The 21,000-nt window shown below is 71.5% G+C and carries 16 protein-coding genes and 1 tRNA gene; 3 read left to right on the top strand and 14 right to left on the bottom strand.

Going from position 1 to position 21,000, the window contains the following annotated elements:
- Window positions 1-54 precede the first annotated feature (54 nt).
- Window positions 55-1,311, top strand: coding sequence for a hypothetical protein (locus ABZT14_RS01905; RefSeq protein WP_356295449.1), 1,257 nt, complete (start codon window positions 55-57; stop codon window positions 1,309-1,311).
- Here ABZT14_RS01905 and ABZT14_RS01900 read toward each other — a convergent pair.
- On the bottom strand, window positions 1,219-3,360 hold the full coding sequence (locus ABZT14_RS01900) for an NB-ARC domain-containing protein (RefSeq protein WP_356295446.1): 2,142 nt from the start codon (window positions 3,358-3,360) through the stop codon (window positions 1,219-1,221). The two genes, ABZT14_RS01905 and ABZT14_RS01900, sit on opposite strands and share 93 nt — an antisense overlap.
- A gap of 262 nt (window positions 3,361-3,622) precedes the next feature.
- Here ABZT14_RS01900 and ABZT14_RS01895 point away from each other — a divergent pair.
- Window positions 3,623-3,695, top strand: a tRNA-Arg gene (locus tag ABZT14_RS01895).
- Between the two features lie 241 nt (window positions 3,696-3,936).
- Here the strand turns inward: ABZT14_RS01895 and ABZT14_RS01890 are convergent.
- From ABZT14_RS01890 to ABZT14_RS01870, 5 genes are all read right to left on the bottom strand, one after another.
- Window positions 3,937-4,680 (bottom strand): hypothetical protein, encoded by a 744-nt coding sequence (locus ABZT14_RS01890; protein ID WP_356295443.1) that lies wholly within the window; start codon window positions 4,678-4,680, stop codon window positions 3,937-3,939.
- Window positions 4,677-8,816, bottom strand: coding sequence for a CHAT domain-containing protein (locus ABZT14_RS01885; RefSeq protein ID WP_356295440.1), 4,140 nt, complete (start codon window positions 8,814-8,816; stop codon window positions 4,677-4,679). Before ABZT14_RS01885 ends, ABZT14_RS01890 begins: the two co-directional genes overlap by 4 nt.
- A 320-nt stretch (window positions 8,817-9,136) precedes the next feature.
- The gene (locus tag ABZT14_RS01880; RefSeq protein ID WP_356295437.1) at window positions 9,137-9,490 is read right to left on the bottom strand and encodes a TIR domain-containing protein; all 354 of its coding nucleotides are present in this window, start codon (window positions 9,488-9,490) and stop codon (window positions 9,137-9,139) included.
- Between the two features lie 11 nt (window positions 9,491-9,501).
- Complete coding sequence (locus tag ABZT14_RS01875) at window positions 9,502-9,951, bottom strand: hypothetical protein (RefSeq protein ID WP_356295434.1); 450 nt, start codon at window positions 9,949-9,951, stop codon at window positions 9,502-9,504.
- A gap of 324 nt (window positions 9,952-10,275) precedes the next feature.
- Entirely contained in the window at window positions 10,276-11,097 is an 822-nt protein-coding gene (locus ABZT14_RS01870; protein WP_356295432.1) for a glucose 1-dehydrogenase, read from the bottom strand.
- An 85-nt stretch (window positions 11,098-11,182) separates the two neighbouring features.
- Between ABZT14_RS01870 and ABZT14_RS01865 the strand changes: the two genes are divergently transcribed.
- Complete coding sequence (locus tag ABZT14_RS01865; RefSeq protein ID WP_356295429.1) at window positions 11,183-12,034, top strand: helix-turn-helix transcriptional regulator; 852 nt, start codon at window positions 11,183-11,185, stop codon at window positions 12,032-12,034.
- 421 nt (window positions 12,035-12,455) lie between these two features.
- On the opposite strand, the gene ABZT14_RS01860 is transcribed toward ABZT14_RS01865, so the two are convergent.
- From ABZT14_RS01860 to ABZT14_RS01825, 8 genes are all read right to left on the bottom strand, one after another.
- Entirely contained in the window at window positions 12,456-13,367 is a 912-nt protein-coding gene (locus ABZT14_RS01860; protein WP_356295426.1) for a LysR family transcriptional regulator, read from the bottom strand.
- Window positions 13,364-14,581, bottom strand: a complete 1,218-nt coding sequence (locus ABZT14_RS01855) for a glycine C-acetyltransferase (RefSeq protein ID WP_356295423.1) — start codon at window positions 14,579-14,581, stop codon at window positions 13,364-13,366. Before ABZT14_RS01855 ends, ABZT14_RS01860 begins: the two co-directional genes overlap by 4 nt.
- 45 nt (window positions 14,582-14,626) lie before the next feature.
- Window positions 14,627-15,658: an L-threonine 3-dehydrogenase gene (tdh, locus tag ABZT14_RS01850; protein ID WP_356295420.1), complete on the bottom strand. Its 1,032-nt coding sequence runs from the start codon at window positions 15,656-15,658 to the stop codon at window positions 14,627-14,629.
- A 361-nt stretch (window positions 15,659-16,019) separates the two neighbouring features.
- A complete protein-coding gene (locus tag ABZT14_RS01845; protein ID WP_356295417.1) occupies window positions 16,020-16,619 on the bottom strand; it encodes an FMN reductase in 600 nt (199 codons plus the stop codon).
- Window positions 16,616-17,704, bottom strand: a complete 1,089-nt coding sequence (locus ABZT14_RS01840; RefSeq protein WP_356295414.1) for an LLM class flavin-dependent oxidoreductase — start codon at window positions 17,702-17,704, stop codon at window positions 16,616-16,618. The genes ABZT14_RS01845 and ABZT14_RS01840 overlap by 4 nt, the downstream gene beginning before the upstream one ends.
- A 191-nt stretch (window positions 17,705-17,895) precedes the next feature.
- Window positions 17,896-18,579 (bottom strand): gamma-glutamyl-gamma-aminobutyrate hydrolase family protein, encoded by a 684-nt coding sequence (locus ABZT14_RS01835; RefSeq protein WP_356295411.1) that lies wholly within the window; start codon window positions 18,577-18,579, stop codon window positions 17,896-17,898.
- 73 nt (window positions 18,580-18,652) lie between these two features.
- Window positions 18,653-20,149: an ethanolamine permease gene (gene eat / locus ABZT14_RS01830; RefSeq protein ID WP_356296991.1), complete on the bottom strand. Its 1,497-nt coding sequence runs from the start codon at window positions 20,147-20,149 to the stop codon at window positions 18,653-18,655.
- A 111-nt stretch (window positions 20,150-20,260) separates the two neighbouring features.
- Window positions 20,261-20,998, bottom strand: a complete 738-nt coding sequence (locus ABZT14_RS01825) for an FCD domain-containing protein (RefSeq protein ID WP_356295408.1) — start codon at window positions 20,996-20,998, stop codon at window positions 20,261-20,263.
- Window positions 20,999-21,000: the final 2 nt, after the last annotated feature.

Below are 21,000 nucleotides of genomic sequence, written 5' to 3'. Positions count from 1 at the left end.
GGGCTGACCGCTGAATGGCTCACCCACGACGGCGAACTGATCCCCTCGGCGATCGTGCTGTCCCACGAGGAACAGTACGTAAGGCTCGCCGACGGATTCCCGGAAGCCCTCAGCCGCGCGGAGGTCATCGGCGATTCCGTGGCAGACGAGATCAGCGCCTCACGCCCCTTTCGGGACATGTACCGGAGGGAACTCGGAGTCGGCCCGCACCAGAAACTCGTCCTCATCACCTCGACCTGGGGCGGCCTTTCCGCACTGGGCGGCGCCCCCGACCTCTTCCGCCGCGCCATGGCGGAGCTGCCCCGTGACGAGTACCGGGTACTCGCCGCGATCCACCCCAACGCCTGGCACGGCCACGGGGGTTGGCAGCTCACCCACTGGCTACGGCCGCATCTGGACGCGGGGCTGCTGCTCCCCGACCCGGCCGGCGACACCTGGAAGGCGGCGGTCTGCGCGGCGGACGTGTTCCTGGGCGACCACGGTTCGCTCACCCTCTACGCCGCCGACCAGGGGGTGCCCGGCCTGCTGGGCTCCTTCGACGACGACCGGGTGGCCCCCGGCTCCCCCATGGAACGGATCGGCCGCCAACTGCCCCGGGTGTCCGCCGTACGCCCCCTGGAACCCCAGCTGCGGGCGGCGTCCACCGTCGCGGAGGCCGGCGACCTGGTGACCTCCCACCCGGGGGAGGCGCTGCGCCGACTGCGGGCGCTGAGCTACCGGCGGCTGGAACTGCCCGAGCCCCCATGGCCGATCGCCCCACGGGCGGTGCCCCTGCCCCTCCGGTTGCCTACCGTCCGGCGCAGCCCGGCGACCCCCGCGCACCTGGTGACCGCCCGGGTCGACGGCGACACGGTACGGCTGCGGCGCTACCCCGCGCACCACCAGCGGCACCAGGACGCGCATCTGCGGGGCGCCCACCTGGTGGCCGAGGACGGTGACCCGGACACCCAGGTCCGGGACCGGGCCCGGGTGTTGGTCACCCGTCGCGCCGACCCCGAGAAGCTGTTCCGGGGACGGCCGGACCTCCGGGTGGTGGCCCGGCCGCTCCCCGAGGGCTGCGAGGTCACCGTCCAGGACGGGCCGCGCCTGGTCGTACGGGCGGCCGAGGAGGACCCGGACCCCATGCTCGTGGGCGCGACCGTACTGGCCCTGCTCGACCAGGGGGCCGGTCAGAGGCCGCCGCCGCCCGAGGTGACCGTGGACCTCGGCGCCGCGCGCTCAGCGCTCCGGCTGGTCCCCCTCGTCGAGGAGGGCCCGAACCTCGCTGACGCCGACTTCGCTGCGCAGTCCCTGGTACAGGACGAGGGCTGACGTCCAGGACTCCTGCGGGTCCCGCCCCAGCAGGCGCAGCGCGCGCCCCTGTTCGCACAGGGCCTTGGCCCGGTCCATGCCGGCCGCCCTGGGGCTGAGCCGCTCCAGCGCCCCGTCCAGGGCGGTGAGCGCCTCCTCCACCTGGCCCTGCTCCAACCGGGCCTGGGCGTAACGGAGTTGGCACTTGCCCTGGTTGTAGTCCTCCCCCCGCAACTCGGCGAACCGGGCGCGGGCCTCCTGGTAGAGCGCGGCGGCCCGTTCCGGGTCGCGCCCGCGCAGGGCGGCCGTACCGCGGTGGAGGCTCAACAGCGCCCGCCCCCGGGCGTGGTCGACCCCCTCCAGGGCGTCCTCCGCCTCGGTCAGCAGCGTCTGGGCCCGGGCGGGGTCGTCTTCCTTGAGCGCCAGCAGTCCCAACCCCTCCAGTACGGAGGAGCGGGTACGGGCGTGACCGATCCGCTCGGCGATCTCCAGGGACCGCTGGTAGTGGTGGTACGCCGCCTCCCGGTCCTCCTCCAGCCAGCGGTTGCCGTGGGCGAAGGCCAGCTCGAAGTGCGCGCGGGCCAGCCACAGCCGGTCGCTGATGTGCTCGGCCGCCGACACCGCGAGGCCACCGACCCTGATCCACAGTCCGTGCTGCTGGCGGCGCTCGCAGAAGCCCCGCAGCCCCTCGGCGAACTCCACCACCGAGTGGAAGTGGCCGTTGTCGTGGGCGAGTTCGATCACTCCGGCCAGGTTGTCCCGGTCGGCTTCGAGTGCGCCCAGGGCCTGTTCCCGGCTCTCGAAGATCCCGCTCAGCTTCTCCTTCTCCCTGAGGGTGGGGCCCAGACACCACCGCTGGGACAGCCACCGCTCGGTCGCCGCGACCCGGGACAGGTACCAGCGCACCAGCACGGCCACCACCCGCGTCCGGTCCTCCTCGGTGGCCAGCGAGGAGGCGTAGTCGTGCAGCACCGCGTTGAGCCGGTAGCGGTCGGTGCCCGCCTCCTCCAGCAGGTGGAGCCGCAGCAGGCCGCGCGCCACCTGGTTCCGGCCGTCCGCCAGGTGGCGTACCAGGTCGTGCGGGACCTCCTGACCGGGATGGACACCCAGCGCGCGGAAGACGGAGGCGGAGAGTGCGTCCAACCGCTCGTAGGACAGGTCCAGTTGGGGGTCCAGGGAGATGTCCTCCTCCTCAAGGGCTCGCAGCATCGAACGGTGGCGCTCCACTTCCCGGGAGAAGGGCACTATGCCGCCGTAGTACGCGGCCGACGCGCAGGCGCCGGCCATCTTCACCATCTGCGGCAGTCCCTCGCACTGCGATATCACCGCCCGCATGGCCTCCCGCTCCTCCTCGGTGAGGTGCGTGGACGGGCCGAGCGTGTGCAGGAACAACTCGGTGCAGAAGTCCTCCTCCAGGCGTGCCATGCGATAGGTCGACAGGTCGAGGTCGCCGACCTGCCAGGCCAGGGGCTCGTCCCGGCTGGTGACGACCACCAGGCTCTCCGGGTGCCCGGGGAGCAGGTGGCGGATCGACTGCTGGCTCACCGCCCCGTCCAGGAACACCAGTACCGGCTGCTGCCGGGTACGGGAGCGGAAGCAGGAGGCCCGTTCCTCCAGAGAGTTGGGGAACTCCTCGGCCCGCACTCCCAGTTCGCGCAGGAAGGTCGCCAGGATGTCCCCGGGCTCCGGCAGGTGGTGCAGTCCGCGAGGGCTGAGGGGGGCGTAGAGGGTGCCCCGGGGGAACCAGTCCCGGCCCTCGCGCTCGGCCGCGCGTTCCCGGTCCGCGATCCAGTGGCTCACCGCCCCGGTCTTGCCCACGAAGACGCCCCCGGTGACCCAGGCCACCCGGGGTGCCCGCCGCTCGTGGAGGTCCTCCTTCTGCTGGTCCAGCCAGTCGAGCAGCGCCCCGCGGTTGACCAGCGTCGCCGGCGCGGTGGGCTGCATCCGGGGAATGACGGCCGGGGCGGTCGCGTAGTAGTGGTGGTGCTGGTCGCGCATCTGCTGAAGGGTGCCGTCGTATACCGCGCCGACACTGTTGGTCACGTCGCCACTGCTGTTGACCTTGTCCACTGGGGCCGCTCTCCCTCGTACGCTCGGCCCCGACAGTTTCTCAGCCACCCGTGCGGCTGTCCCCGGTTTCCCCTCAACTCCCCCCACCCTCACCCCCGCTGGCGTGAACAGCCCGGTACCAGTCCGGGGGCCAGGCCGGCTCTAACCCCACCGACCCCCGGGTCACCCTCCGCCCGGCGCCCTCACCCGCCCGGGGAACCCGTTGCCCCCTCGCCCCGCGAACCCGGTACGCTAGCCCCGGCCGTCGGTACACCACGGTCAGGCCTCCGTAGCTCAGGGGATAGAGCACCGCTCTCCTAAAGCGGGTGTCGCAGGTTCGAATCCTGCCGGGGGCACAGCAGAAACAGCAGGTCAGGAGCCCTTTCGTCCAGCGGACGCGAGGGCTCCTACGCTTGCGGCACCTGGTGGATCACCGGGGCCGGAGCGGTCCGGCCTCCGGCCCGGTACGGGGCCACCCGACCGCCTCCGGGGTGAGGACCACCCAGCGGCTACGCGGCATGTGGCAGGCCTCCATCACACTGCGCGACGTCCGACCTCCGGCCTCCGAGAGGAGTCACCGCCGCCGACCCCTCTGCGTCAAACACCGCTCGCCGGCGAGGCGGACGTGGTGTTTCCGTCCCGCCGACCGGTCTGACGACGCAGATCGATGGTCCGCAAGGTGGTGGGGAGGTCTGCCCGGTAGGGAATCAGGCCAAGGCGCCGATGCCTGAGAGTGGCCGCCACCGTCACCTGGGCGTGGACGGGAGCACCGGCGGTGGCCTTGACGATCAGCGTGAAGGTCTCGTCACCGATCAGGGGCTGACGGCTGGTCGCCTGGATACGCCATTCTGGATCGCTGTCCCTCTCGCCCATTCCGATGACGAAAAGCTCCTCCCGCCCTTGGCCCGGGGTGAGTTCGAGGGTGGACTCGACGATCGCGAGCTTGGCGCTGAGTCCGATGGTGGCTGGCCTCTCCACCGGGTGGGAGCGCTTCCTGGGGGAGATCGACCAAGCGATCGGCTGTCGTTCCGCGGGCTCACCGGGGGACTCCAGGAGGACGCCGACGGCGGCGTCGGCGAACGGGGCGCCGTTCGCCGGCGGGCGGAACGCGCACGTGAGACTGAGGAGGAGATAGTCGCTGTGCGGCGCCTCCTCGGTCAGGAAGCCGAGCCATTCCGCCTCGCCCGCGGCTGCCTCCTCCGCGGTCAGCGGGTGCACGACGGCGGTGCTGAGCGATACCCGCCCTTCGATGCGGGGCTGGGAGGCAGGCGACTGCAGTCGGGGCACCTCCACCAGGTCGATCTCGTGGAGCGGGGTCAGGGGCAGTTCCAGAGGGGTCACGAGGCAGCTCCGTGGTTCGAATCCGAATGGCGCCAGTCGCCGATGAAGCAGAACGAGCCCCAGTCCCGGAATGCCGGAAAGCGGCTGCGGACGGCCAACTGCGCGGCGTGGAAGGCGGCCCGTCGGTCGGGGGTCCGCGCGAGACGCTCGTAGAGCGTTCCGAAGAAGTCCGTGGCCACGTCCGGGTGGACCGGCCACAGGCAACCGACGACGGCCGAGGCGCCGGCGGACAGGAACGCGGCGGGCAGGCCGCGCAGATTGTCGTTGGCGTCGAACCGGCCCAGCGCGGATTCGCAGGAACTCATCGTCACGAGTTCGACGCTCCTCAGGTCGGCCCGGAGGATGTCGTGCGCGAAGAGACGACCGTCGTTGTCCGCGTCCGGCGACAGGTACAGGCACTGGTACCACGACGCCCACGCGTTGTGCGCCCCGTGTGCTGCCACGTGGGCATAACGCGCGTCGGCGAGTTCGCCGAGCAGTCGCCGCGGTGTCGCGCTGGATCCCAGCACCGCGTGACCCCCCATCGCCGTCGCGACCTGGTCGGCGTGTGTTTCCAGGGCGTCCTGGGCGTGGAGCCCGTGATCGGTGCCGCCGCCCCCGGAGGCGAAGGCGACGAGTCCGCGTGGGGACGGACGGTGGGGAGCGGGCGCCGGGCTACGGAGGAAGCCCAGGCTCGGTACCTGCGTGACGGTCCAGTCCTCGGCGAGGGGACGGCCGCCGACCTCCAGCAGGTGGTACGGGAGGTAGTGCAGTGGCCCGTTGGGCCAGATGCACAGATGCCGCTTCCCCTGGGCCCGCCAGTCGTCCAGCGAGGCGGTGAAGCCCGCCAGGTGAGCGACGCTGTCCTCCCTGAGCTGCTCTTGTGCCTCACGACTGACGGTCCGGTGCAGCGGGTCCGCGACGACGGCCCGTCGTAGGCCGGCGACGTGAAACGCCACCGGATGGGCGGAGAGAGAGTGTTCCGCGCGCGTGAAGCGGATGAGTCCGGCGTCGAAGTGCGGCAGGAGCACGGTGTGGTGCTCCGTGTGGTCGCGGGTCACCGCCATGCCGGACAGAGAGGTCACCGGCGTCTCGCTTCCGTCCCGGCGCGCATGGCCGAGATACAGCGAGAGCAGCACCGTGTCCTCGGTCAGGAGCGCCTGCAACTCGTCGGGGAGCATGGGTAGGCGGTCCGTGCGGCCGGCGGCGAGGAGTTCCTGACTGATCCACCGGTCCGCGGCGCGCTGCGTGTTGCGGTGCTCCGTTTCGGCGTCGGTTCCGGGTTCGGACTCGCCGGTGCCCACGTAGAACAGCATCCCCTCTTCGGGGCTCGGCAGTTCGGGCTCGCTCAGCGGTCCGGCCAATCGGGCATCGTCCACCCGGACCCGGTCCAGCAGTCGCGAGAGCCTCGCAGAGGGGGTGAACGGGCCGGGCCTTTCGATGACGGCCGTGAAGTCAACTCCCTTGGCAGCCTGGTGAATTGCCGTCATCAGGCCGTGCGAGACCGTGGGTCCGCTCAGTTGGAGGACCAGTTGTTGGTACAGGTCCCGGAGCTTCCAGCCGATGACCTCGTCGAGGCTTCCCCGTAGCCATACGGCGGTGGGAATCAGTGCCGCCACGGCCGGACCGACGTTCCTCTCGTCGGTTGCCCGCACACTGCGCAACGCGGCATCGAGGCTGTTCAGTGCCATGTCGACCTGGCCGCACCGGGCGTACGCGGCGAGCGCTTCGGCGAAGTGGCGTACGGCGAGACCCTCCTGCCCGGTCCCCGACACCCGCAGCCCCCTCTCGTACGAGAGGGTGCCGTCGAGGTAGGCCAGCGCGGGACCGCACCGGCGGCACAGCTCCGGGGCCAGCTCCCGCGCCGCCTCTGTCAGCGCGAGGCCGAGGTGTTCCTCCCCGTTTCCACGGGCGTGCGCGGCGAGGTGGACGAGGGTCGCCGCCCGCTCCTCGGCAGACCAGCCCTCCGCGTCCGCGCGGGTGCGTACCTGCCCTGCGGCTTCCTCCACTCGGATCAGCCCCGCGAAGCATCCCAGGCGGTTGTCTGCCAGGCAGTGCACCTCACTGGTCCAGCGTCGACGACGGTGGGAGTCCGCGGGCATGTCCGGGAGTTCGCGGTCCGCTGCCTCGATCAGCTGGAGTTCGAGGTCGGGCCGGCAGGCTTCCTCCGCGAGTTCGAGCGCCTCGGCGAGGACACTCGCGGCCTCCCGTGCCCCTTGTCGGTCCCGGATCGCGGACAGCGGCAGAGGCAGGACGTGCTGAAGGTCGCCGGGTAGCGCCAGCTCACCCAGCGAGCACAGGACCCTCAGCAGGTACAGATGGGTGAGGGGATCCCGGAACGCGTCCAGCAGGTCGAACGCCTCACGGGCGACCGCCCGGACCTCCTCGGCGTACGACTCCTGTCGGAGACCGGCGACCATGGACAGGGCCTCGACCAACGTCCTGAGCACGCGCCCTCGTTCGTGCCCGCGCGACACGTGGGCGGCCTCGCGCAGGTACCGGACCGCCTCCTCGGCGGCGGCCAGCGGAGGGGGCATCTCCGCGGTCTCCGAAGCGACGGAGTCGTCGGGGTGTACGGAGCGGTGCCGAGCCTGGCGTGCCCGCCACAGATCATGTGCCGACTCGAATGTCAACCCCGACATGTTCCCCACGTACGGGCTGACCCGCAGCAGCCCCGCGGCGAACAGTGTCTCGCCAAGTTCGGCGACGTCCTCGGGGCGGGCGCCGTCACGCAGAACGGCGATCTGTTCGTCCGCCACCGCACAGGCGCGACGGAAGAGCAGCCCGTCGGCCGACTCGATCAGTGCGAGCCGTCCTGTTTCGACGTAGGCGTCAGCCGCCCACCACCAGGGCGTTCCCTGTTCGGCGGCCCAACGGGAGCGCGCGGCCTCCAGGGTGAGGGTCAGCGTCGGCACCGCATCGCCCGGCGTACCGGCCCGCACGAGGCGTAAGGCCCAGAGCACCACGGAGCCCACGGCGTCCTCCGAGAGCACGAGGGACGGGTCCTTCACGCGGCGGAGGGCTTCTTCCTCGGTCAACACCCGTGCCGAGAGCTGTCCGCCGAGACCGACCAGTGTTTCGGCCTGGCGCCTTGCCTCGGGGTCTTCCGTACGGGCGGCTGCGCCGTCCTCGCGCACCACGACGTCACTGGACGACGAGACCTCCCGGATTCCCCTGGCTCGGGAAGTCCGCTCCAGAAGAACCCTCGTGACCCCGCTCAGGTTGGCCAGGTACGCCTCGCGCTGGCCGCCGTTCGTCAGGTCGACCCCCTGGCGCAGCCACCTGACCGCTTCCCGCAGCACGGGTACCGCGTCGTCCCCTCCACCGAACGTCGCTTCCGCCGCTTCCACCCGACGGCCGAGAACCGAACCGAGCCCGGCCGCTGCACGGGCGTACGTGAAGTCGTCTTCGGCGGCGTCCGCGAGCGCCTCCCTGTAGACGGTCGCGGCTCGGCTGAGGTCCCTGATGTCCCCCGCCACCTCGAAACGCCGTACGAGGGCTTCAGCGAGGGAGGTTCGGCGGCTCGCGCGTCGTAGGGCGGCCGGTTCCGGGAGAGCGGCCACACCGCCCATCAGCTCCACCGCGGCATCGGCGTCGGCTCGCCGCTCCTCCGCGGCACGGTCGGGACGGGCCGCGCGTTGGTACAGCGCGAGGCCGTGGACGGTGTCCCGGTACGCGTGGTCCTCGCCGTCCGTGACGCCCTCGATCAGGCTGACGGCCTGGTCGAGGGCGGCGGGGTCGCCCTCCTCCTCAGCGTCGAGGAGCAGGTCCGCCGCCTGTGCCAACGGGTTGCTCCACGGGTCGTACCCGGTCTCACCGGTGAGCCGGGGCCACAACTCACGTGGCACTCGGCGGTGATCGACCAGGTAGAGCAGGCCGAACACACCGATCGCCGTCTCAAGATCCCGGGCCGCGAGGGCGTCACCCTCGTGTGCCAGGGAGCGAGCCCAGTAGAACGCGGCAACGCCGTGAAGGACATCCGGGTCGGCCTCCTCGGGCCGCCCGCCCACCGACGCGAAGAGTTCCGCCGCGACGGCCAAGGCCTCGTCTTCGAGCACGCTCCGTGGATCTCCGCCCTCGCCGAACTCGCGTACGCGAGCAGCCAGCTCGCCAAGAAGCGCGTCCTCCACGAATCCCCCACCCGTTGGAGTACTCATCGTAGTGAAGGCGACACGAGCGCCCCGGACAAACCGTGGATCTGCACGAGGGCAGCCCCTGGGCACTCTCCCGAGAGCCGATCCGTAAACCCGACGGCGACGTCGATCCCATCCGGCCGCGTGGCCGCGCGGTCCACGTGCAAGAGCCGGGTCGGCACCCACCCGGCAAGGGTTGCCGGGTGGGTGGGGTCCTGCCCGCGGTTGAGCCCCGGACTTCGTTGGGCTTCCACACCGCGGCAAAGGCGAACGCGTAAATTGTCATCGGGGACGAGGGCGGACTAGCCCGCTTACCGAGACGACCTGAAGACAGAAAATCGCCCTCAGAACGATGATTCCTTTGTCACGGGAAAACCGCTTTGCCACGGCCATCGCGAATCACCACGGGACACCAATTCGCCACCCGAAAGCAATGCAAGAACCTTCATGCCACCACGCAGCGCAAACCCGTATTCCCATCGCGTCCATTCAGTCGTCAGGTAATGAACCGACTGAACCGCGACGAAGACGTCAGCACCGACTAGCGCATCGACCACTACTTGAACCCTGTCGACCTCGAGACCATGGCACTCCAAGTCATCCACGTATACGTGGCCCACGTTACCCAGATTCGCTCTTATCTCACGCAGTCGCTCGATGCCGTTGTCGCGCCTTGCATAACTCACGAAGTAGCGCACCCGGCAGCACCCTATCCATCAAGCCAACCAATCGCGTAGGCGCCTGCCGCCAAGGCGAACAGCACGCCAAGGATCAGATAGTACGTCATCGAGGCATTGAAGGCCGCACGCCAGACGCTCACCGCCCCGGACGCCGGAATGACCGGAGGGTCGTCGACGTCGGGGACGCAACGCCTCGCCCTTCTCCGTAATATAACAATCATCTCCCCCCTAATTTTTCGCTGGTAGTAGTAACTGAAGCCGTCGGCGACCCAGAATCCCGCGATCACCAGGAAACCGGCCAAGAAAAGTGATCCCCCTGGCCTTTTGTCCCCGAAGGAAGTGATCACCGTTCCGGCCGGAACAAGTACAAGTGCACACAGTTTCTTCAGCTCAAGGCAAGCTTCAGACGCCTTCAGTGTTGCCGCGTGAAGCTGGTCCAGTTGATCCCTGTCCAGTTCATCTGGTGTGGGAATGCTCATGCTTCTGCCATCCACGAAAGTTGGTGACGGGATCCGGTTGGCCACGGGTCAACCACCGCAGGTTGCACCATGGTCAACCCCGCCGTGTGCAGGCAATCAACTATGCAGTGCCTCCAGTGGGCTTTCTGAGAGTGTCACGCGCGCCACACCGGTCTGCGGTCCGCGAAGTGACGCGCCGCCGACTCTCGATCGACGCCTCGTCAACCCCTCACTGAGTCGCTCAGCGGCAGTGATTGACGGCGACCTAGTAGGCACCCGCCGCCTACAGGAACTTCCACGAACTCGTTGCAGAGCGTCGAGAGAGACAAGCTCTAGACAAGCGGTTCACGCGCGGGCTCCTCCGTCTACGCGGAGGACGGTGCCGGTGACGTAGGAGGAGCGGTCGCTGAGCAGCCAGGCGGCGGCCTGGGCGATCTCGTCCGGGGTGGCCGGACGGCCCAGCGGGGTCTGGCTGTTGAGGCGTTCGATGACGCCGGGCGAGGCCTCCTCCCACTCGTGGATCATCTCGGTGAGGGTGGTGCCCGGGGCGATGGCGTTGACGCGGATGTTCTCGGGGCCGTAGGTGACGGCGGCCGTCTCGGTGAGGCTGTTGACCGCCCGCTTCATCGCGCCGTAGGCGGGCAGTTCGGGGTTGCTTCCCAGGCTGCCGACGCTGGTGTTGTTGACGATGGCGCCCCGCCCGCTGGTGGCGCGGATGGCGGCGACCTGGGCGGTCATGGCCAGCCACGGGCCCCGGAGGTTGACCGCGTAGAGGTGGTCGAAGTGTTCGGGGCGTACCTGGTCCAGGGGGCCGGGCGGGGTCAGGGTGGCGCCGTTGTTGAAGGCGACGTCGAGTCGTCCGAACCGTTCCACGGCGCGGTCGACGGCGGCGCGCACCCCGGCGGCGTCGGCCAGGTCGCACACCACGTACGCGGCGCGGTCAGCGCCGCCGCCGGCCTCCCGTACCTCTTCGGTCACCGCCTGGAGCTGGGCCTCGGTACGGGCGGCGAGCATGACCCGGGCGCCCTCGGCGGCGAACAGCCGGGCCGCTGCGGCGCCGATGCCACGGCCGGCGCCGGTGACGAAGGCGACCTTGCCGGCCAGCAGGCCGGCGGGAGTGTGTCGGGGTTGCTCGGGGGCGGGGGTGTCGTCCACTGCGTTGTCCATGCGGCGAGCGTGGACCGGGGCTCCGGGCCCATCCAGGCACCGGCGGTACCTGGCTACGGGTGGGCGACCGGCCCACACTGGGCTCGTGGACCGAAGGGAACTGGGCGCCTTCCTGCGCAGCAGGCGCGAGCGGATCACCCCGGCTCAGGTGGGGCTTCCGGCCGGCCCCCGACGCCGGACGCCGGGGCTGCGACGGGAGGAGGTGGCGCAGCTGGCGTACGTCTCGACGGAGCACTACACGCGGCTGGAACAGGCCCGGGGGCCGCGCCCGTCCCGGGACGTGCTGACCGGACTGGCCCGTGCGCTGCGCCTGTCGGACCCCGAGCGGGAACACCTGCACCATCTGGCCGGGTTGCCCCCGGGCCCGCTGCCGGGGCCCTCCCGCGAGGTACGGCGCGGCGTCCTGGACCTGCTCCAGCGGCTGCCGATGGCGCCCGCGATCGTACTGTCGGCGGCCTACGAGGTGATCGCCTGGAACGCGCTGGCCACCGCGCTGATGGAGGACTTCTCCACGCTGTCCCGGCGGGACCGCAACCTGGTGCGACGGGCCTTCCTCGGTCCCCACCGGGAGGGGCGGCGGTTGTACGGGGTGTCGGACGTGGAGGAGTTCGCCCACACCTCGGCCCGGCAACTGCGCGCCGCCTCGGCCCGCTACCCCGACGACCCCGAACTGGCCGGGCTGGTGACCGAACTCCGGGCGGGCAGCCAGGAGTTCGCGCGACTGTGGGCCTCGCACGACGTGTGCGCCCGCCCGACCCCGTGCAGGACCTTCCGGCATCCGCTGGTCGGCCCGGTCTCGGTGGACTGCGACGTGCTGGACATCACCGACCGGGACCAGCGGGTGGTGATCTACACCGCCGCCCCGGGCTCGCCCTCCGAGGAGGCGTTGCGGCTGCTGTCAGTGGCCGGCCCCCAGCGCGTCGGCCTCACCCCCTGATCCGCACCGGGCGACCGGGCAGGGGCCGGCGGCCAGACCAAGGAACGGTGCCCCCCCTTTCCCCGGGCTTCGGGGCCCCGGCCTCCCCCACCCCCAGGCCGGGGCCCCCGAAGCCCGGCACCCCGTACGAGCCAGAACCGGCCCGACCCACGCCCCCCACCCCAGGCGCCACCGCCAACCACCCACCGGCCAGGAGCCCGAGGACCCAGAGGGCGACCACCACCCCACGGACCCGGGGCCCGGCACCCCGCACAGACCGGAACCAACCCCACCCACACACGGCCGCAAGCACCCCACAGGCCGGGGCGCCGAGGCCCAGGGCCCGGGCGCAAGAGGGCCCCCGCCCCCAGCGCGCACCGCACTCCGTCGGGTGTCCGCGCCGGGGCGGCACCGGCGTTCGGGCGCACGCCAGGGGTCGGGGTTACTCGGCCGACTCGACGTGGGGCGCGGTGTCCCCCAGGGCCTCCAGTACCGGCTGGATCAGGGGGTGTTCCTCGGCCCCGGAGCGTACGGCGGCGAACACCCGGCGGGTGGGGGCGGCGCCGTCGACGGGGCGGACCACCACGCCGGCCAGGTCCATGCCGCGCAGGGCGGAGCGGGGTACGAGGGCGACGCCGGCACCGGCGGAGGCCAGGGCCACCACGGCGCGGAAGTCGTCGGAGTGGTGTTCCAGACCGGGTGAGAAGCCGTCGCGTTCGCAGGCGAGGACGACCACGTCGTGGCAGGGGTTGCCGGGGTAGGGGCCGATCCAGGGCTCCTCGGCGAGCGCGGACAGCCGTACCCGGCCGGTGGCGGCGAGGTGGTGGCCGGCGGGGACGACGGCGTCGAAGGGTTCGGCGTACAGCGGTACCCGGGTCAGCCGGGGGTCGCCGGGAGCCCCCCGGTACTCCACGGCGACGGCCACGTCGACCTGGCGGTCCAGGATCATCGGCAGGCTGGCGTCACCCTCGGCGTCCTGGACCCGTACCCGGATGCCGGGGGCGGTACGAGCCAGCCGTACCAGGGCGGGGGCGACCACCAGGTCGATGCCGGTGGCGAAGGCGGCGAGGGTGACGGTGCCGGCCGACCCGGAACCGTAGGCCGCCAACTCGGCCTCGGCGCGCTCCAGTTGGGCCAGGACGGTGTTGGCGTGCTGGAGCAGGATCTCCCCGGCGGGGGTGAGCCGCACCCCCCGGGCGTGGCGTTCCACCAGCCGGTGACCGGTCTCCTGCTCCAGCGCGCTCAGCTGCTGGGAGACGGCGGAGGGGGTGAGGTAGAGGGCGGCGGCAGCGGCGGTGACCGTGCGGTGGTCCGCCACCGCACGGAGGATGTGCAGCCGCCGCGCCTCGATCACCCGGCCGATTCTCGCAGGGTCTCCCCCTCCATCTGGGTACGCGCGGCCACGAAGGCGTCCACGGCGCGGTTGACGTCCTCGGTGGAGTGGGCGGCGGAGAGCTGGACCCGGATGCGGGCCTGCCCCTGGGGCACCACGGGGTAGGAGAAGCCGATGACGTAGACGCCGCGCTCCAGCAGCAGTTCCGCCATCCGTGCCGCCTCGGCGGCGTCGCCGATCATCACCGGGGCGATGGCGTGCTCCCCGGGCAGGACGTCGAAGCCCTCCTCGGTCATCCGGCCCCGGAACAGCGCGGTGTTGGCGTTGAGCCGTTCCCGCAGGTCGTCGGCCGACTCCAGCAGGTCGAGCACCTTCAGGGAGGCGGCGGCGATGACCGGGGCGAGGGTGTTGGAGAAGAGGTAGGGGCGGGAGCGCTGGCGCAGCAGGGCGACGATCTCGGCGCGGGCGGCGACGTAGCCGCCGGAGGCGCCGCCGAGGGCCTTGCCCAGGGTGCCGGTGATGATGTCGACCCGGTCCATCACTCCGTGGAGTTCGGGGGTGCCGCGTCCGCCGGGGCCCACGAAGCCGACGGCGTGGGAGTCGTCGACCATGACCATGGCGTCGTAGCGGTCGGCCAGGTCGCAGATCTCCCGCAGGGGGGCGAGGTACCCGTCCATGGAGAACACGCCGTCGGTGACGATCAGTCGGCGGCGGGCGTCGGCGGACTCCTTGAGCCGGGCCTCCAATTCGGCCAGGTCACGGTTGGCGTAGCGCAGGCGGCGGGCCTTGGACAGCCGGATGCCGTCGATGATGGAGGCGTGGTTGAGGGCGTCGGAGATCACCGCGTCCTCGGGGCCGAGGAGGGTCTCGAAGACTCCGCCGTTGGCGTCGAAGCAGGAGGAGTACAGGATGGTGTCCTCCTGGCCGAGGAACGCCGACAGCCGGCCCTCCAGTTCCTTGTGCACCTCCTGGGTGCCGCAGATGAACCGTACCGAGGCCATGCCGTAGCCCCAGCGGTCCAGGGCGGTGTGGGCGGCGGCGACGACCTCGGGGTGGTCGGCGAGGCCGAGGTAGTTGTTGGCGCAGAAGTTGAGGACCTCGCCGGGGCGTCCGCCGGCGGTGACGTTGACGGTGGCCGACTGGGGGGTGTCGATGACGCGTTCGGGCTTGTGCAGCCCGGCCTGGCGGATCTCTTCGAGGGTGGCGCGCAGGTCCTCGCGTACGGTGTCGAACACGGTGCCTTCCTAGGGGTCGAAGGGGGCGTCGAGGGGGCGGAACCCTTACGGGCGGGTCCAGTCGAGGATCACCTTGCCGCCGGTGCCGCTGCCGGCGTCGGCGAAGGCGGCCTCGAAGTCGCGGTGGTGGTAGCGGCCGGTGATGACGGGGCTGAGGTCCAGTCCGCCTTCGAGGAGTACGGACATGGCGTACCAGGTCTCGAACATCTCCCGGCCGTAGATGCCCTTGATGGTGATCATCGAGGTGACCACCCTGGCCCAGTCGACGGCGAACTCCTCGGCCGGCAGTCCGAGCATGGCGATCCGGCCGCCGTGCGTCATGTTGCCGATCATGTCGCGCATCGCCTCGGGGCGGCCGGACATCTCCAGGCCGATGTCGAAGCCCTCGCGCAGGCCGAGCCGCTGGCCGCCCTCGGCGATGGTGGACTGCCGTACGTCGAGGGCCAGGCTGACGCCGAGCTTGCGGGCGAGTTCCAGCCGTTCGGGGCTGACGTCGGTGATGACCACGTTGCGGGCTCCGGCGTGGCGGACGACGCTCGCGGCCATCAGCCCGATGGGGCCGGCGCCGGTGATCAGTACGTCCTCGCCGACGGCGGGGAAGGACAGGGCGGTGTGCACCGCGTTGCCGAACGGGTCGAAGATGGCGGCCACGTCGAGGTCGACGGGGGCGCGGTGGACCCACACGTTGGAGGCGGGCAGGGCGACGTACTCGGCGAAGGCGCCGTCGCGGCCCACGCCCAGGCCGACGGTGGCCCGGCACAGGTGGCGCCGTCCGGCGCGGCAGTTGCGGCAGCGGCCACACACCAGGTGTCCCTCGCCGCTGACCAGGTCGCCCTCGTTGACCTCGGTGACGTCGCGGCCGACGTCGACCACGGTGCCCACGAACTCGTGGCCCACCACCAGGGGGGTGTCGACGGCCTGCTGGGCCCAGCCGTCCCAGGCGTGGATGTGCAGGTCGGTGCCGCAGATCCCGGTGCGCTGCACCTTGATCAGTACGTCCTTGGGGCCGATGCTCGGTTCCGGTACCTCGGCGAGCCACAGTCCGGGCTCGGCTTTCTCCTTGACCAACGCCAGCACGAACAGCTCCTGTACCTGGCCGCGCCCGGCGGGGGCACGGCCGCGAGAGGGTGGGTCCCGAGAAACGGTGGGGTCGGGGGACCTGTGGGACTCGGGGTGCGGGTGTGCGCCGTGAACACGGTGAGTGCCGTGAGCGCTGTGAGCACTGTGTGTTCCGTGTGCACGGTGAACCCCAATGTGCCGTAAGACAAACTTCAGGTCCATCGAGGATTTCTTAAGCGGAGCTACAGCCGCTCTTCACACCCGCCCTCTCCTGGAACGGGGGCCGGCCCAACCGCCTCCCCCTCCAGGGGTGTTGACCTGCCTCCGGGGTGGTACCGCCCGGAGGTACGGCGATACCACCCTCGACCGAACCTCACCCTCAGGAGGGACGGACCTCCCCCAACAACTGGTCGAAGGGCACCGGGTCGGCGAACGGGTCGGGAGCCGGCGCGGCGGGGCGTCCGGTGACCAGTTCGGCGAACTCCCCGGCCGCGCGGGCGATCCGCTGGCCGAGCCCGGCGTCCTGGCCCCAGTCGGCGCTGGCCGCGTAGACGGCGGTGGGTACCACCAGTGCCCGGAGGTACGCCAGCAGGGGCCGCATGGCGTGCTCCAGCATCAGCGAGTGCCGTTCGGTGCCGCCGGTGGCGGCGAGCAGCACCGGTTTGCCTCGCAGCGCGTCCGGGTCCACCAGGTCCATGAAGGACTTGAACAGGCCGCTGTAGGACCCGGCGAAGGTGGGGGTCACCAGGATCAGCCCGTCGGCGGCGGCGAGCCGGTCCAGTACCTCGCCCAGCCGCTGGCCGGGGAAGCCGGTGAGCAGGTGGTCGGTGATCTGGTGGGCCAGTTCGCGCAGTTCGACGGTCTCCAGGCCGGTGCCCTCGCCCAGTTCCTCCCGGGTGGCGGCGGCCAACCGGTCGGCCAGCAGCCGGGTGCTGGAGGGTTGGGAGAGGCCGGCGGAGACGACGAGGATCTCGCTCATGCGGGGGACGCCTCCTTCCGGGCGCGCAGCAGTGAGGCGTGGGTGGGCGCCTCGGGGACCCCGGCCGGGCGGGAGCGGGCGAACTCCTTCCGCAGGACCGGTACGACCTGTTCGCCGAGCATCTCGATCTGCTCCAGCACGGTCTTCAGCGGCAGCCCGGCGTGGTCCACCAGGAACAGCTGCCGCTGGTAGTCGCCGACGTAGTCGCGGAAGGACAGGGTGCGCTCGATGACCTGGTCGGGGGTGCCGACGGTCAACGGGGTCTCGGCGGCGAACTGTTCCAGGGAGGGGCCGCCGCCGTACACCGGGGCGCGGTCGAAGTACGGGCGGAACTCCCGTACCGCGTCCTGGGAGTTGGGGCGCATGAACACGTGCCCGCCCAGTCCGACGAGGGCCTGCTCGGCGGTGCCGTGGCCGTGGTGCTCGTAGCGTCGGCGGTAGAGGTCCACCATCCGCTGGGTGTGCTCCTTGGGCCAGAAGATGTTGTTGTGGAAGAAGCCGTCGCCGTAGTACGCGGCCTGCTCGGCGATCTCCGGGCTGCGGATGGAGCCGTGCCAGACGAAGGGCGGCACCCCGTCGAGGGGGCGGGGGGTGGAGGTGAAGCCCTGGAGCGGGGTGCGGAACCGGCCCTCCCAGTCGACCACGTCCTCCCGCCACAGCCGGTGCAGCAGCCGGTAGTTGTCGATGGCCAGCGGTATGCCCTGGCGGATGTCCTGCCCGAACCAGGGGTAGACCGGCGCGGTGTTGCCCCGGCCCAGCATCACGTCCACCCTGCCGTCGGCCAGGTGCTGGAGCATCGCGAAGTCCTCCGCGATCTTCACCGGGTCGTTGGTGGTGATCAGGGTGGTCGCGGTGGACAGGATGAGCCGCTCGGTGCGGGCGGCGACGTAGCCGAGCATGGTGGTCGGAGAGGAGGGGACGAACGGCGGGTTGTGGTGCTCCCCGGTGGCGAACACGTCGAGCCCGACCTCCTCGGCCTTCAGGGCGATGGCCACCATCGCCTTGACGCGTTCGTGCTCGCTCGGGGTCCGACCGGTGGTGGGGTCCGGGGTGAGGTCACCGACGGAGAAGATTCCGAACTGCATGGCAGGTCCTTCGCTTCTTGTTGAATGTTCAACCACTTCGGCAACGGCGAGCCCGGAACCCTTATTCCCACCCGCCCCGACGGACGGGCCCCGCCACCACGGCCACCGTCCCCCATGGTCGAGCGCCCCGTCCACCCGGGGCCCACCCGGACCGGACCGGCGCCCCCGTCAGGCGGGGCGAGCCGCGCCCCTCAGCCGGCCGAGGCGGCGGCCACCAACCCGGCCATCACCCTGGCGTCCTGCCCCATCTCGGGGTGCCACTGCACCCCCAACACCCAGCGTTCGCCCGGGAGTTCCACCGCCTCCACGGTGCCGTCCTCGGCGTGGGCGGAGGCCACCAGCCCCCGCCCCAGCCGGTCCACGCACTGGTGGTGGTAGGTCGGCACGGGGCAGGGCTCGGGGGCCAGGGAGGCGTACCGGGTGCCGGGGACCGGAACCACCAGGTGCTCACCGAACACCCCCACGTCCTTGCGGTGCCCCTCCAGGTGCTGGCGCAGGGTGCCCCCGAGGGCCACGTTCAGCACCTGGGCCCCCCGACAGATCCCCAACAGCGGGGTGCCGGACGCCAACGCGGCCTCCATCAGGGCCAGCTCCCAGGCGTCCCGCTGGGGGGCGGGCGGACCGGTGCGGGGGTCCCGCTCGGCCTCGTACCGGCGGGGGTCCACGTCCGGGCCGCCGGCCACCACCACCGCGTCCAGCCGGTCCACCACCCGCGCGGCGTCGTCGGGGTCGGTGGGCGGCAGCAGCACCGGGAGCCCTCCGGCGACCTCCACCAGCCGGGGGTAGCCCTGGGGCAGCAGCACGGCCGGCAACTGCCAGTCGCCCCAACGGGCGGTGGGCTCCAGATAGGTGCTGACACCGATCAGGGGCTTCACCTGGTCCTCCTCACGTACGGCGCCTCGCGCCCGGTCGTCGACAGGGCCTCACCGCCCATGGTCCCCCAGCCGCTCAGTCGGGCCGGTGCGGCTCCCGGCTCAGTTCGGCCTCGGCCTCGGCCAGGGCGGCGAACTCCTCCTCGGGGGCGGCGGCGACCAGGCGGTGGCGGCTGTAGAAGGCGAAGTAGGCCAGCGCGATGACGTAGACACCCAGGGCGATCAGGGCGGCGGTCTGGTCCACCAGGAAGGTGGCCACCAGCGCGGACAGGGCCAGCACGAAGGCGACCGAGGAGGTGAGCATCCCTCCGGGGGTGCGGTAGGGGCGCTCCAGTCCGGGTTCGCGGCGGCGCAGCACGATGTGGGAGAGCGCCATCAGGGAGTAGGAGATGGTGGCGCCGAACACCGCGACGTTGAGCATCCGGGCGCCGTCGCCGCTGCCGGCGGCCAGGGCGAAGCCGATGCCCCCGGGGATCAGCAGGCCCAGGTACGGGGCCTTGCGGCGGCTGGTGAGGGACAGCACCCGGGGCAGGTAGCCGGCCCTGGAGAGGGCGAACAGCTGCCGGGAGGCCGCGTAGATCAGGGAGAAGAAGGAGGCCACCAGGCCGGCCAGGCCGGCGTAGTTGACGAAGCGGGACAGCCAGGTGGGGTCGCCGTCGCCCTCCAGGGCGACGATCAGCGGGTTGCCCACCTCCTTGATGGCGTTGGCGCCCTGGGCCCCGGTGGCGGCGAAGAAGGTGACCAGGGCGAGGAGCACCAGGATGCCCATGGACAGGGCCAGCGCGCGGGGCATGGAGCGCACCGGGTCCTTGGCCTCCTCGGCGGCCAGCGGCACGCCCTCCACACCGAGGAAGAACCACATACCGAACGGGAAGGCGGCCCAGATGCCCAGCAGTCCGAAGGGGAGCCAGGAGTTGGCGCCGAAGGCGCCGTCGTCGACCGGGATGTCGTTGAGTCCGCTGGCCTGGAACTCGGTGAACGCCCCGACGGCGAAGACCAGCAGGGCCAGTACGGCGATGGAGGTGACCACCAGGCTGAACCGCAGGGCCTCGCCCACGCCCCACAGGTGGACGCCGATGAAGATGACGAAGCAGGCGAGGTAGACCGGCCAGCCGGAGGTGAGCCCGAAGAGGTGGAGGGACTCCACGTAGTCGCCGATGAACAGGGAGATGGCGGCCGGGGCGAGCACGTACTCGATCAGGATGGCGGTGCCGGTGAGGAAGCCGCCCCAGGTGCCCAGGGCGCGGCGGGCGAAGCCGTAGCCGCCGCCGGCGGTGGGGAGGATGGCCGACAGTTCGGCCAGCGAGAACACCAGGCAGGCGTACATCAGGCCCATCAGGACGGCGGCGACCGCGAGTCCGCCGAAGCCGCCCTCGGAGAGGCCGACGTTCCAGCCGGAGTAGTCGCCGGAGACCACGTAGGCCACGCCCAGGCCGGTCAGCAGCAGCGAGCCGGCGCTGCCCCGGCGCAGGGTTCTCCGTCGCAGGTAGCCGCCGCCGGGGTCCCGGGGGTCACCGGCCGGGTGGGGGCCGTCCCCCGCCGGTGCCGTGCGCGATGAAGTGTGCTCGGCCATCAGCCGCTCCCGCCGCTCGACAAAGGTACGGCTCGACACCATTGACCCTTCGTACGCGGACGCGCAAGACCCGTGCGGAAAACAGGGTGTTACGCCGGGGCCGGTCGGCGCTCAGGCGAGGAACCCGCGCAGCAGCGCGGCGGTGCCCCGGCAGTGCTCGCGGGTCAGCTCGGCCGCCGCGTCCGGGTCCTGGTCGAGCACGGCCTCCACCAGCGCGGTGTGCTGGTGCTGGGAGTGCTCCAGGTTGCGCACCAGCAGCGGTACGCAGTCCAGCAGTTCGTTGACCGTGGCGCGGACCGCCGCGTACTGGGCGGCCAGGGTCGCCGAGCCCGCCAACTCGGCGAGGGTCAGGTGCAGCAGGGTGTCCACCCGGCGGTACTCCGACAGCTCCGCCTCCTGGGTGGCCGCCAGCGCCGCCCGCAACCGGTCGGCCTGCGCGGGGTCCAGGCCGTGGGTGGCGCACAGGTGCCCGGCGCCCACCTCCAGCACCTCCCGGAACCGCAGCACGTCCTCGATGTCGACCTCGGCCACCCGGCGCCGCAGCTCCTGTTCGGCCAGCCCCTGCGGGGGGTCGGGGCGGGGCAGCACGAAGGTGCCGCCGTACCGGCCCCGCCGGGACTCCAGCAGCCCCTGTTCCTGGAGCACCTTCAGCACGTCCCGGAGGGTGACCCTGCTGATCCGCAGCCGGTCGGCCAACTCCCGTTCGGAGGGCAGCCGTTCCCCGGCCGGCACCAGCCCCAGCCGTACGACCTGGAGTATCTGCTCCAGCGCCTCCTCGAAGCCGTTGTCCGCCCGCACCGCCCGGAGTACCGGGTCCAGTCGGCGCGCGACCTCGCCGGGCTCGGCCATAC

It is taken from the genome of Streptomyces sp. NPDC005438 (assembly GCF_040606315.1).
Lineage (GTDB): Bacteria > Actinomycetota > Actinomycetes > Streptomycetales > Streptomycetaceae > Streptomyces.
The sequence above is the reverse complement of the archived record's forward strand: the minus strand, read 5'-3'. Positions and strand labels throughout refer to the sequence as shown.

What these genes read in the sequence shown, in the direction of transcription:
- ABZT14_RS01885 (WP_356295440.1), bottom strand. Translation starts at nt 8,816, where the DNA reads ATGAGTACTCCAACGGGTGGGGGATTCGTGGAGGACGCGCTTCTTGGC.
- ABZT14_RS01875 (WP_356295434.1), bottom strand. Translation starts at nt 9,951, where the DNA reads ATGAGCATTCCCACACCAGATGAACTGGACAGGGATCAACTGGACCAG.
- ABZT14_RS01870 (WP_356295432.1), bottom strand. Translation starts at nt 11,097, where the DNA reads ATGGACAACGCAGTGGACGACACCCCCGCCCCCGAGCAACCCCGACAC.
- ABZT14_RS01845 (WP_356295417.1), bottom strand. Translation starts at nt 16,619, where the DNA reads ATGAGCGAGATCCTCGTCGTCTCCGCCGGCCTCTCCCAACCCTCCAGC.
- ABZT14_RS01840 (WP_356295414.1), bottom strand. Translation starts at nt 17,704, where the DNA reads ATGCAGTTCGGAATCTTCTCCGTCGGTGACCTCACCCCGGACCCCACC.
- eat (WP_356296991.1), bottom strand. Translation starts at nt 20,149, where the DNA reads ATGGCCGAGCACACTTCATCGCGCACGGCACCGGCGGGGGACGGCCCC.
- ABZT14_RS01825 (WP_356295408.1), bottom strand. Translation starts at nt 20,998, where the DNA reads ATGGCCGAGCCCGGCGAGGTCGCGCGCCGACTGGACCCGGTACTCCGG.